The organism is Nonomuraea rubra (assembly GCF_014207985.1).
Classification (GTDB): domain Bacteria; phylum Actinomycetota; class Actinomycetes; order Streptosporangiales; family Streptosporangiaceae; genus Nonomuraea; species Nonomuraea rubra.
Genome location: NZ_JACHMI010000001.1, coordinates 10,331,764 through 10,342,978 on the forward strand (window position 1 = coordinate 10,331,764; position 11,215 = coordinate 10,342,978).

An 11,215-nucleotide genomic window follows, 5' to 3' on the forward strand; every position below is an offset into this window, starting at 1 on the left:
GTGGTGGAGTCTGGAGGTGGCCCCCGAGTGGAGCCGGCGATCAAGCCGCCCCCGTGGGACTGCTGAACTCTATGTACGCCTACGGGAACCGTCAAATCGGCGGTTCGCCCTGCGCACCCGGGTAAGAACGGGTGCGTGCGAGATCAATCCGTGCCCAGGGCGCTCATCATCCTGGTGGGCATAGCCGCCGGAGTGGTGGTGCTCTTCGGCGTCCGCGAGGTCGCCTCCATCGCCGGCCCCGTGGTGCTCGCGCTGGTGCTCGTCATCGCCGTCTCCCCGGTACGCAACTGGCTCGCGGCCAGGAGCGTCCCGATCTGGCTGCAGGTCGCCGTGCCGTTCCTCATCGTCGTTCTGGTGCTGCTCGGCATGGTCGGCATCCTGACCATCTCGGTCACGCAGCTCGTCACCCTGCTGCCCACGTACGACGACCAGTTCGAGCAGTTGCTCGCCGACTCCGAGCGGTGGGCGGCCGCGCACGGGATCAGCAACGAGGTGCTCAACAAGGGGCTGCAGGCGTTCGACCCGGGGCGGGTGCTGGGGCTGGCGCAGAGCCTGCTCGGGAGTTTGATCGGCATTCTGTCCGCGCTGTTTCTCATCGTGGTGTTGTTGCTGGCGATGTCGCTGGACGCGCCGATGACGGCACGCATTCTCACCACGGGGGAAGGCAGCCGGCCCCAATTGGTGACCGCACTCGCCACGTTCGGCCACAAAACCCGGCGGTATTTGATCGTCTCGACCGTGTTCGGGCTCATCAACGCGATCCTCGACATGGTCGCGCTGTCGTTGCTGGACGTTCCGCTGCCGCTGCTCTGGGGTGTGCTCGCGCTCATCGCCAACTACATCCCGAACGTCGGGTTCGTCATCTCGCTGTTGCCGCCGGCCATGCTCGCCCTGCTCGACGGGGGTGTGCAGACGATGCTGCTGGTGATCGTCGCCTATATCGTCATCAATGTCGTGACGCAGTCGTTCATTCTGCCGAAGTTCCTCGGGGACGCCGTGGGGCTCTCGACGACCATGACGTTCATCTCGCTCATCGTCTGGACATTTGTGCTGGGCCCGCTGGGCGCGATTCTGGCCATTCCGCTGAGCCTGTTGACGCGGGCCTTGCTGATCGACAGTGATCCGAGCGCGAAATGGGTGCAGGCCCTGGTGTCGGGGCGGCTGCCCCGCTGATGAGGCGGGTCAGAGCAGGCGGCTCATCCGTACGCCGCTGAGGCGCTTGACGTCGTTGGCCAGGTGGGCCTGGTCGGCGTAGCCGGCCCTGACCGCCACCTCCGCCAGCGGGGTGCCCGCGCGGGCCAGCCGGATCGCCCGCTGGAAGCGGACGATGCGCTGGAGGGTCTTGGGCGCGTAGCCGAAGGCGAGCAGGCTGCGGCGATGGAGCTGGCGCTCGCTGTAGCCGAGGTCCCAGGCCACCTCCGCCACCGAACGGCCCCTGCTCAGCGCGGTGGCGACGGCTCCGGCGGCAGGGTCGACGGCCGCCGAGGTCATCAGGCGGCTCCCGACCGTCGCCTGGAGGACCTCCAGCCGTGCCTCGACGTGGGCGCGCAGCCGGTGGAACGGCGCCCCTTCCGGTGGTGCGGCGTGCCAGGCCCCGGCAGCCTCGGTGAGCTCGGTCAGGAGGGCGGGCCCGCCGGGCAGGTCGGCCAGCGGCACGCGCCGGTCGCGCAGCTCCTGGAGCGGGACGCCGAAGAAGTCGCCCACCCCGCCAGGCTTGAACCGCACCCCGGCCAGCGTCTCCCCGGCCTCGATCGCCGCCGGCATCGGCCCCGTGTCAGGGCCGGCGACGTACAGGCCCTCGTGCCCCCAGATGAGGTCGACGCACGCGTCGGGCACCACGAGCTGGGTGAAGGCGGTCTCGCTGACGCGATGCCACCCGCAGGCCAGGCGGCCGGCCAGGCCGGCGCTCGGGGGCCGTTCCACGTACATGTCTCCAACGTACGCGAACCCTCCGACAGAAGGCCCTCCGGCAGAAGGCCCTCCGGCAGGAGGCCCTCCGGCAGGAGAAGCGCCTCACGCGGGCAGGCGGCCGTAGGCGCGCAGGGTGTTGAGGTGCTGCAGGGTGACGTAGCCGCCCCATTCGTGCGCCACCAGCGGCGTCCACATCAGCCAGTTCCCGCTCCAGCCGCCGTCGGGCGACTGGGCGGCCAGGAGCCCGTCGAGTCCGGCGTCCAGGACGTCCTGCGTGAACAGCGGCAGCCGCAGCGGGTACGGCGCGAAGTCCAGCGGGAAGTGCACGTGTCCGGGGGCGTTCAGGTCGAAGGTGACGGTGGCGAGGATGGCGTCGCGCAGCCGCGCGAACTCCGACTCCGCGCGCTCCCTGTCGGGCACCCAGTTCAGGAACGTCACCGCCGCGCGAGCCGCGTACGGCTCCAGCTCCCCCGGCACGGACAGCTTCGACCAGCAGAAGTCGGTGGCGGCGTCCAGCCAGGGGTGGGTGACGGCGTGCTTGTGCAGCAGGCCGGCGATGGAGGCGGTGGGGACGAGGCTGCCGGGCGGGTCGTCCTCGGTCTCCCACCAGGGCGCGCGCAGGGTGTCCCGCACCGACGGCAGCACGAACGGCACGCCGCCGTCCCCCGTGGTGATGGAGGACAGGTACTTGCAGGCGGCCGGCACGATCGGCGAGTCGAACGCGCCGAGCTCGTCCAGGATCCAGAACGCCACCTCGACCGGCTCGGGCTGGCTGCCGGGGCCGCGCAGGTCGGGTTCGAGCGCGTTGCCGAAGCCGCCGTCCTCGTTCTGGTAGCAGCTCAGCACCTCCAGCACGCGAGCGCGCGAGCCGCCCCTGAACAGCGCCTCGAAGCGGAGCCTGTCGATCAGTCTCGCGTGGTGGTGCAGGTACAGCTCGGCCCGGTCGAGCAGGTCCATGACGGCGGTCCTTCCGCTAGGGGTGTCGCCCTCGAAGCTATCCACCTGCCCGCGCCGTTCTCTTGTAACAATCGGACGCGTGGAGCAACGGCGCCGGCGTCGGTGACGAGCCCGAGGCGCGTCTCCTGCCGCACCTGCGCGCCGTGCCCGGCTGGCGGGTGCTGGGCGAGTGATCGCGGAGCCGACCTTCCTGGTACGGCAGGCGGGCGGCGACACGTACGAGTGCGTGACGGGCGTGATGCCCGGCGACCCTCCGGGGATCTACAAGTCGCACGGGCACCTCGTCCGCGTCATCGTGGTCACCGGCTAGGGCGCGGCCAGCGCCTCCGTGGGGGACATCCGGGCCGCGCGGACCGCCGGGTAGAAGCCGGCGACGCCGCCGATGACGAGCGTGGCCAGCACCCCGCCCACCATGGCCCAGACCGGTACGATCGCCGGCCAGCCCTGGATGCCCGCGTACGCGGCCGTGACGCCGATGCCGAGCAGCACCCCGCCGACGCCCCCGATGGCCGACAGCAGCAGCGACTCGGCGAGGAACTGGACGCGGACCTGCCCGCGGGTGGCTCCCAGGGAGCGGCGCAGGCCGATCTCCGCGCGGCGCTCCAGTACGGAGATCACCATCGTGTTGGCCACGCCCACGCCGCCGACCAGCAGCGCGACGCCGCCGAGGCCGAGCAGGAGGGCGTTCAGGGTGGCGTCGGTGGCCTGCTTGGCGGCCAGCACGTCGGAGGGGCGGGAGACCTCGACCTCGTTGGGCTGCTCGGGGTTGGCGGTGGCGGCGAGCACGCCGCGTACCTCGACGACGTGCGCCTCCTGGGCCCTGGCGTAGATGGTGGTCGCGTACCCGTCGAAGCCCAGCCGTTCCTCCGCGGCGGGCCAGCCGACCAGGGCGGCCGAGTCGAGCTCGGGCGCGAGCGGGGCGGGGGCGAGCACGCCGACGACGGTGAACCACTGGCCGCCGAGCCAGACCCGCTGGTCGGGGCCCGCGTGGACGACGCCGAGCCGGTCGGCGGCCTTGGTGCCGAGCACGGTGGCCGGGTAGCCGTGGGTGGCCTCGTTCAGCCAGGTGCCGGAGGCGAGGCCGGCGCCGACGTCCTCGATCAGGTCGAGGCGGGCGGCGGTGACGGAGATGCTGCCGGTCTCGGCCTCGGGGACGTGGTCGTTGCGGTAGACCTTGGCCTTGGTGGTGCCGGTCGCGGTGACGGCGGTGACGGGGGCGATCTGGCCGATCATGCCTTCGGCCTCGGCCGGCAGGTGCGACGCCTCGCCGAACAGGGTGTTGCCGGGTGACACGGTGAGCAGGTTGGTGCCGAGCGCGGCGAGCTGGCGGTTGAGGTCCTCCTGGCTGGAGGCGGAGATGCCGACGACGCCGAGCATGGCGGCGATGCCGATGGCGATGCCGAGCGCCGACAGGAACACGCGCAGCGGCCGGGCGCGCAGGCCCGCCCCGCCGACCCTGATGACGTCGCGGGGGCGCAGCCGGGCGGGGACGAGGACGGTCATGCGCGTACTCCGTCCAGGACGCGGCCGTCGAGCATCTCGACCTGGCGGGGCAGGGAGGCGGCGATGTCGCGGTCGTGGGTGATGACGACCACGGTGGTGCCGGCCGCGTTCAGCTCGCGCAGCAGCGCCATCACCCCGGCCCCGGATCGGGAGTCGAGGTTGCCGGTCGGCTCGTCGGCCAGCAGCAGCCGCGGGTTCCCGACGACGGCGCGGGCGATGGCGACGCGCTGCCGCTCGCCGCCGGACAGCTCGTGCGGCCGGTGGCCGGCCCGGTGCCCGAGCCCGACGCGTTCCAGCGCCTCGTACGCGCGTGACCGCCGCTCGCGGAGCGACGGGCCCGCGTACAGCAGGCCGTCGGCCACGTTGTCCAGCGCCGGCACCCCGGCGGCCAGGTGGAACTGCTGGAAGACGAAGCCGATGACGTTCGCGCGCAGGGCGGAGAGCTGCCGGTCGGTGAGCGTGAGCACGTCGTGCCCGGCGATGCGGACGGTGCCGCCGGAGGGCCGGTCGAGGGTGCCGAGCATGTTGAGCATGGTCGACTTGCCGGAGCCGGACGGGCCGACGATGCCGACGAGCTCGCTGTGGTCGATGCCCAGCGAGACCCCGCGGAGCGCGGCCACGTCGCCGTAGTGCCTGCTGACGTCGAGCAGTTCGGCGATCACTTGGGCACCGCCACGGTGGCGCCTTCCGGCACGCCCTCGACCTCGACCTTGCCGTCGGCGAACATGCCCACCTCGACCGCGACGTAGCCGGTGGACGCGCCCTCCACGACCTGGACGCCGTAGCCGCCCTCGGCCAGGGCGAGCAGCGCTCCGACGGGTACGGCCAGCACGTTCTCGCGCCGTTCCGAGACGATGGTGACGTCCACGGGGGCGGCGTCGTACGGCTTCTTCAGCCCGCTCACCGACACCTTCACCTCGACGGTGGTGACGGTGTCGTTGCCGCTGGTCGTCTCGGTGGCGACCTTGCCCACGCTCTTGACCTCGCCCTTCACGGTGGCGCCGTCGGGCAGCTCGACGGTGGCCCGCATGCCCTTCCTGACGAGGTGCTCGTCGGCGACGTCCAGGGCGACGCGCACCTCGCGGGTGGTGCCGGTGGTGTCGAGCACGGGCCCGCTGGCGGTGTCGCCGAGTGCCTTGCGCAGCTCGGCGACGCGGATGCGGCCGTCGGCCACGACGACGTCGCCCGGCTGGACGGTGCCGGTGACGTCGAGACCGAGGTCCTCCTGCCAGTCCTCGACCGCCTCCCTGGTGGCCCAGGTGAACTCGTCGTCCACGTCGAAGCCGTCGTAGCCGAGCTTGTCCAGGTTGCGTTCGAGCAGCTCGACGTCCTTGCCCTCGACGCCGTCGCGCAGCTCACGGTACAGGGGCATGGTGCCGTACAGGAGGGGGCGGCGGTCGGCGTCCACGCTGTAGACGGCGTGGCCCCTGGTGATGACGGAACCCTCGGCGGGCAGCCAGGTGATCGTGCCCTGGGACTTGGCGCTGACCGTGAGGGGGTCGCCGTAGCCGAGGGTGCCGTCCACGGTCTTGGTCTCGGTGAGCGTCGTGCGGGTCACCTGGGCGGTGGCCGGAGGGGTGCGGCCCGCGACGGCGGTGCCCGCGCTGTCGCCGCCGAAGCCCACGGCGGCGGCCGCGACGGCGGCGGCGAGCAGCGCGGCGCCGCCCGTCCAGGCCAGGGCCCGGATCGGGCCGCGCCGTCGCGGCGGCAGGGCGCGCAGGGCGGGCCCTGGCGCGCGCGGGGCCTCCTCGACCTTCGTCACTGGCCCGCTCCCCTCTTGGGGAAGGAGCCCCGGCAGGCCTCGAAGGCCTTCTGGAACGCGGGGTCGTCGCGCTTGATCGACCCCGCGCCGCCGCCGAAGGTCCCGTCGGGGTTGGGGTCGGGCATGTTCACGCCGTTCTCCCGCATGCACTTGGCGAACTCGCGGAGCAGCTCGATGTCCTCCGGCGTGCTCTGCTTGCGGTCCTTGAACGGGGACAGGTGGCGGCAGGCCTCGATGGCCTTCTTCGTCTTGCCGTCGGCGCCCTTCTCGGCGATCACGGCGAGGCCGCCGCTGCCGTCCGGGCCCGGGTCCTCCATGGGCACGCCGTGCTCGCGCATGCACTGGGCGAACTTCCTGCCCTGCTCCTGCGGGTCGGCCGAGGCGGTGGCGGTGGGCGAGGAGGTGGGCGTCGCGCTCGTGGCGGTCACCGAGGCGACGCCGGTGCCGCTCTGCTGGCTGCCGCAGCCGGCCGCCGCCAGGGCGGCGAGGAGGGCTGCGGCGAGGAGTGTCCGTGTCATGCCTCCGAATGTGCCGAGCGCCGTTCAGAGCGGGCTCGGAGTCACCTCGGAGCCAGGTAGGAGTACGCGGAACGCGGCGCCCCTGCCGGGCGCGGTGTCGAGCTCGACGCGGCCGCCGTGGGCGCGCACGATCGCGGAGACGATGGCCAGGCCGAGCCCGGCGCCGCCGTCGGCCCTGGATCTGCCCTGGCCGACCCGGTAGAGACGGTCGAACAGGCGTGGCACGTGCTCGGGCGGCACGCCGGGCCCGGTGTCGGCCACCTCCAGCACGCCCAGGTGCCCGATGCTGCCGACCTTGACGGTGATGGACGCCTCGGCGGGGGTGTGGCAGAGCGCGTTGCCGATGAGGTTGGCGGCGACCTGGCGCAGGCGGGCCTCGTCGCCCACGACCGAGACGGGGGTGAGCCTGCCGTCCAGCCCGGCCAGCCTGACCTGGCGTTCCGGCACGCGGACGCGGGCGTCGCGGATGGTGTCGGCGGCGACCTCCAGCAGGTCCACGGGCCGGCGGTCCAGCGGGCGTTCCTCGTCGAGCTGGGCGAGCGTGAGCAGGTCGTCGACCAGGACGCTCATCCTGGCGGCCTCGTCCTCGATCCTGCGCATGGCCTCGTCGGCGTCGCCGCCACCCCTGCGGTGCAGCTCCGCGAAGCCGCGTACGGAGGTCAGGGGGGTGCGCAGCTCGTGGGAGGCGTCGGCGAGGAAGCTGCGCATGCGGGCCTCGGAGCCGGTCCTGGCGGCGATCTCGGACTGGAGGCGGTCGAGCATGACGTTCATGGCGGCGGCCAGGCGGCCGGGCTCGGTGCGCGGGTCCGCGGCGAGCACGCGGCGGGCGAAGTCGCCGCGGGCGATGTGCCCGGCCGTGGCCTCCATCCTGGTCAGGGGACGCAGGCCGAGGCGTACGACGGCGTTGGCGCTCAGCCCGATCAGGAGCAGCACCACGGCGCTGACGGCGAAGGCGATGGCGATGGCCGCGGTCTGGGTCTGCTCCAGCCCGGCGAGCGACTGGGCGAACACCAGGAGGTCGCCGTCGGGCAGCGCGGCGGCGCGGATCCGCCAGGAGGGGCCGCTGGAGCCGGGCACGGTGTAGTTGACGCCGACCTCGATCTCGCCGATGACGGGGCGCGGCTGGCCGTCGTCGGCGGAGCTGCTGGATTGCAGCGAGCCGTCAGGGTTGTAGATCATGATGCGCTGGACGGCGGCGATCCGCTTGGCGATCACGTCGTTGAGCGTGACGGGCATCCTGGTGAACGTCGTGACGGCCTTGGTGCTCAGGACCCTGGTGATCTGCTGGAGCTCGCCGTCCACGCGGTCCATCAGGTGGTCGCGCAGCAGCGCGATGCCGACGACGTTGGAGAGCACGAGGCCGAGCGTGGCGAGCCCGAGCACGGCCATGACGAGGCGGGAACGCAGGCTCCAGGCTTTCATCGCGGGGTCCTCAACGTGTAGCCGACGCCGCGCACGGTGTGGATGAGCTGCGGCTCGAACTTGTCGATCTTCTTTCGCAGGTAGTAGACGTACGACTCGACGATGCTGGAGTCGCCGTCGAAGTCATAGCGCCAGACGCTGTCGAGGATCTGCGCCTTGCTGACCACCCGGCCGGCGTTGGCGAGCAGGTATTCGAGCAGGTTGAACTCGGTGGGCGACAGGTCGACCGGCACGCCGGCCCTGCGTACCTCGTGGGCCTGCGGGTCCAGCTCCAGGTCGGCGTAGCGCAGTACGTCGGGCTCGGGGGCGGCGCGGCTGCGGCGCAGGATGGCGCGGATGCGCAGCACGACCTCCTCCAGGCTGAACGGCTTGGCCACGTAGTCGTCGGCGCCCAGCGTGAGCCCCTGCACGCGGTCCTCGACCCGGTCGCGGGCGGTCAGGAACAGCACGGGGACGCTCTCGCCGAGCCGCCTGGCGACCTCGAACCCGTCGAAGTCCTCCAGCATCACGTCGAGCACCACGATGTCGGGCCTGAACTCCCTGGCGGCCGTCACCGCCTCCGCGCCCGTCCCGGCGGTCCTGACGTCGAACGAGACCAGACGCAGGGTCTGGGAGAGCAGGGCGCGGATGTTCGGCTCGTCGTCCACGACGAGCACCCTGGCCGGTCGGTCCATGCTCCAAGGTTTACCCGAGCCAGTTCAAAGCGGGCTCAAAGCGTTTATTCGGTTGCCCGTCCGCAGGCGCGCCGCCTAGCGTGATCCGCATGTCATGCATGTTCACCTGCCAGGTTTTCATCCGCATCCGCCGCGGCCGGGCTCTGGCCCGCTAGCGGACGCGGTGACTTCTCACACCTGAGCCGAGCGTCCGCAGGCGCGCCCAGGGCCCTTCGAGACCCGTTCATCTCGAGGACCCGGAAGGGCAGTGCTGTGGCGCAGAATTTCGCGCACGGAAACTATTCACACACCCAGAAGAAGGCCAGGAAAGGCGGCGGTGGCGGTCGCACGCCCGTTGACCGGGCGCGGCGCGAGCTGTCGCAGAACTTCCTGGTCGACAGGCATGCCGTCGACCTGATGATCAAGGCGGCCGCGCCGGAGGGGCTGGTGCTGGAGCCCGGCCCCGGCGAGGGCGTGCTCACCCTGGCGCTCGCGGAGGCGGGCGCGCGGGTGATCGGCTACGAGCTCGATCCGCGGCTGGCCGGGCGGCTGGCCTCGCGTACGCGCGGCGACTCCAGGATCGACGTGGTCAGGGGCGACTTCACCACGGCGCGGGCACCGCGCGAGCCGTTCGCGGTCGTGGGGAACATCCCCTACTCCGTCACGTCGAAGATCGTGGACTGGTGCCTGCGGGCGCCGGCCCTGACCTCGGCGACGCTGCTCACCCAGCGGGAGTACGCCCGCAAGCGCACCGGCGACTACGGCCGGTGGAGCCTGGTCACGGTGGAGTCGTGGCCGTGGTTCGACTGGCGGCTGGGCGACACGGTCGGCAGGGAGAGCTTCCGCCCGGTGCCGTCGGTCGACTCGGCGATCCTGCGCCTGGAGCGCAGGCCGGAGCCGCTGGTGCAGGACCGCCGCTCCTACCAGGAGCTGGTGGAGCTGGGCTTCGGCGGGGTGGGCGGCTCGGTGCGGGCCTCGCTGAAGCCCCGCTACGACGGCGTGGACGCCGCGCTGGCGGCGGCCGGGGTGGCCCGCGACGCCGTCGTGGGCCACGTCCACCCTGACCAGTGGGTCACGTTGTGGGGGCGCCTATGCCGGTGACCTGACGCGGGAGGGACGACCGCGCCCCCGGGGCCGCCGCGATGTGGCGGTCCCACGGCATGGCCAGCAGGAGGATCGGCAGCAGCACGATCGACGCCCGCGACCAGTACGTGTGCTGCAGCCACCACCCGTTGACGTCGAACTGCGTCATGACGAGGTAGCCGTAACCCGACCACAACGAGACGCCGATGATGGCCGGCCAGGCGAACCGGGTGGGCCTGGCCACCAGGAACGGCATGAACCACAGCAGGTACTGGGCGCCGAGCCGGGGCGTCACGACCATGAAGATGAGCAGGATGGCCGTGGTCATGTCGATCGGGTCGGCCCGGCGCCACCAGAGGACGGCGAGGATGACGCAGACGTAGATGAGGTTGGTGCCGAACGAGGCCATCTCGGGCTCCAGGGACCAGCTGCCCTCGGTGAACCACGGCGTCCAGCCCCATTCGCCCACGATGGGCCGGATGTCGCGGATGGTGTCGATGACCGCCGGGAGCTGGTTGATCGACGTGCCCGCGAAGATCGGCAGCGTCACGAAGAAGAAGATCGGGACCAGGCCGGTGGTGAACAGGGCGGCGATCCGGGCGCGCAGGTTCGGCAGGAGCAGCAGGAAGCCGGGGATCAGCCAGATCGGCCAGCTCTTGGCGCACAGTGCCAGGCCCATGAGCACGCCGGCCAGCAGACCGCGCTTGAGGTGGGCCCGGTCGCCGGGGCCGGGCAGCAGCGCCCGGTGCAGCATGCCGCCGCGGCCGATCACCCGGGGCACGGAGGCCCGCACGCCGTACGCGGCCACGCCCGCGCGCACCTTGGCCACCACGTCGGTGACCAGGCCCGGCCTGTCGGGGTCGCCGGGGCCCCTGGCCACCACGAACGCGGCCACGCCGAACACCAGCGCGACGGGCTCCACCTGGCCATGGACGGAGGCGATGAGCACGGCGAGCGGGTTGAGCGCGTACTGCAGGGCGCGCAGCGACGCCTTGGGGCCGCCGGCCAGCTTGGCGACGAGCGGGATGAGCACGATGTCGGCGACCACGGTGACCAGGCGGCCGGCGTACTCCCACGGGATGCCCAGCCACAGCAGGATGCCGTACACGTACGGGATGGTCGGCAGGAAGTGCCAGCCACCCTCGCTCGCGAGCACGGGGTCCTCGCCCCGCAGCACGGCCTCGCCCGCGGGCTTGAAACTCTCGACGAAGTCGACCGGCTGCCAGCTGTCGATGGCCGAGGTGTACATGATGAGCACGCGGACGGCGACGCCCACGAGGATCGCGACCGCGAGATGCGGACGCCAATCACGCCATTGAGCGACAAGGGCGAGCACGACACCGGCGACGAGGACGATCCCCGTGAGAACTGCGTAATCCATGGCGGCCTCTAGCCTGCCGTAACCA

At 72.0% G+C, this 11,215-nt stretch carries 12 protein-coding genes; 3 read left to right on the forward strand and 9 right to left on the reverse strand.

All coding sequences use genetic code 11. The annotated features are described in order from the left end of the window. Positions 1–135 precede the first annotated feature (135 nt). Positions 136–1,173, forward strand: a complete 1,038-nt coding sequence (locus tag HD593_RS47005; protein ID WP_312904238.1) for an AI-2E family transporter — start codon at positions 136–138, stop codon at positions 1,171–1,173. Between the two features lie 9 nt (positions 1,174–1,182). Here the strand turns inward: HD593_RS47005 and HD593_RS47010 are convergent, their stop codons facing one another. Continuing rightward, complete coding sequence (locus HD593_RS47010) at positions 1,183–1,929, reverse strand: DUF6597 domain-containing transcriptional factor (protein WP_185109391.1); 747 nt, start codon at positions 1,927–1,929, stop codon at positions 1,183–1,185. Positions 1,930–2,013: 84 nt separating this feature from the next. Beyond that, positions 2,014–2,868: a prenyltransferase/squalene oxidase repeat-containing protein gene (locus HD593_RS47015; RefSeq protein WP_185109392.1), complete on the reverse strand. Its 855-nt coding sequence runs from the start codon at positions 2,866–2,868 to the stop codon at positions 2,014–2,016. A gap of 169 nt (positions 2,869–3,037) precedes the next feature. Between HD593_RS47015 and HD593_RS47020 the strand changes: the two genes are divergently transcribed. Continuing rightward, on the forward strand, positions 3,038–3,178 hold the full coding sequence (locus tag HD593_RS47020; protein WP_185109393.1) for a hypothetical protein: 141 nt from the start codon (positions 3,038–3,040) through the stop codon (positions 3,176–3,178). Here the strand turns inward: HD593_RS47020 and HD593_RS47025 are convergent. Genes HD593_RS47025 through HD593_RS47050 form a run of 6 tightly spaced genes read right to left on the reverse strand, consistent with a single transcriptional unit; the run spans position 3,175 to position 8,747 of the window. After that, a complete protein-coding gene (locus tag HD593_RS47025; protein ID WP_185109394.1) occupies positions 3,175–4,371 on the reverse strand; it encodes an ABC transporter permease in 1,197 nt (398 codons plus the stop codon). The genes HD593_RS47020 and HD593_RS47025 overlap by 4 nt on opposite strands. After that, the gene (locus tag HD593_RS47030; protein ID WP_185112555.1) at positions 4,368–5,030 is read right to left on the reverse strand and encodes an ABC transporter ATP-binding protein; all 663 of its coding nucleotides are present in this window, start codon (positions 5,028–5,030) and stop codon (positions 4,368–4,370) included. The genes HD593_RS47025 and HD593_RS47030 overlap by 4 nt, the downstream gene beginning before the upstream one ends. Further along, the gene (locus HD593_RS64810; RefSeq protein ID WP_221525329.1) at positions 5,030–6,133 is read right to left on the reverse strand and encodes a peptidoglycan-binding protein; all 1,104 of its coding nucleotides are present in this window, start codon (positions 6,131–6,133) and stop codon (positions 5,030–5,032) included. The genes HD593_RS47030 and HD593_RS64810 overlap by 1 nt, the downstream gene beginning before the upstream one ends. Then, complete coding sequence (locus tag HD593_RS47040; protein ID WP_185109395.1) at positions 6,130–6,651, reverse strand: hypothetical protein; 522 nt, start codon at positions 6,649–6,651, stop codon at positions 6,130–6,132. The genes HD593_RS64810 and HD593_RS47040 overlap by 4 nt, the downstream gene beginning before the upstream one ends. Before the next feature lie 24 nt (positions 6,652–6,675). After that, entirely contained in the window at positions 6,676–8,073 is a 1,398-nt protein-coding gene (locus HD593_RS47045; protein ID WP_221525330.1) for a sensor histidine kinase, read from the reverse strand. Next, positions 8,070–8,747 carry a response regulator transcription factor gene (locus tag HD593_RS47050; RefSeq protein WP_185109396.1) on the reverse strand — a complete coding sequence of 226 codons (678 nt, stop codon included), beginning with the start codon at positions 8,745–8,747 and terminating at the stop codon, positions 8,070–8,072. The genes HD593_RS47045 and HD593_RS47050 overlap by 4 nt, the downstream gene beginning before the upstream one ends. A gap of 354 nt (positions 8,748–9,101) precedes the next feature. Here HD593_RS47050 and erm point away from each other — a divergent pair, with 354 nt between their 5' ends. Beyond that, positions 9,102–9,827, forward strand: coding sequence for an ErmE/ErmH/ErmO/ErmR family 23S rRNA (adenine(2058)-N(6))-methyltransferase (gene erm / locus HD593_RS47055; protein WP_379478751.1), 726 nt, complete (start codon positions 9,102–9,104; stop codon positions 9,825–9,827). On the opposite strand, the gene HD593_RS47060 is transcribed toward erm, so the two are convergent. Beyond that, positions 9,799–11,190, reverse strand: coding sequence for a hypothetical protein (locus HD593_RS47060; protein WP_185109398.1), 1,392 nt, complete (start codon positions 11,188–11,190; stop codon positions 9,799–9,801). The genes erm and HD593_RS47060 overlap by 29 nt on opposite strands. Positions 11,191–11,215 lie beyond the last annotated feature (25 nt).

Coding starts and splice junctions, on each gene's coding strand:
- HD593_RS47010 (WP_185109391.1), bottom strand. CDS start 1,929: ATGTACGTGGAACGGCCCCCGAGCGCCGGCCTGGCCGGCCGCCTGGCC.
- HD593_RS47015 (WP_185109392.1), bottom strand. CDS start 2,868: ATGGACCTGCTCGACCGGGCCGAGCTGTACCTGCACCACCACGCGAGA.
- HD593_RS47025 (WP_185109394.1), bottom strand. CDS start 4,371: ATGACCGTCCTCGTCCCCGCCCGGCTGCGCCCCCGCGACGTCATCAGG.
- HD593_RS47040 (WP_185109395.1), bottom strand. CDS start 6,651: ATGACACGGACACTCCTCGCCGCAGCCCTCCTCGCCGCCCTGGCGGCG.
- HD593_RS47045 (WP_221525330.1), bottom strand. CDS start 8,073: ATGAAAGCCTGGAGCCTGCGTTCCCGCCTCGTCATGGCCGTGCTCGGG.
- HD593_RS47050 (WP_185109396.1), bottom strand. CDS start 8,747: ATGGACCGACCGGCCAGGGTGCTCGTCGTGGACGACGAGCCGAACATC.
- HD593_RS47060 (WP_185109398.1), bottom strand. CDS start 11,190: ATGGATTACGCAGTTCTCACGGGGATCGTCCTCGTCGCCGGTGTCGTG.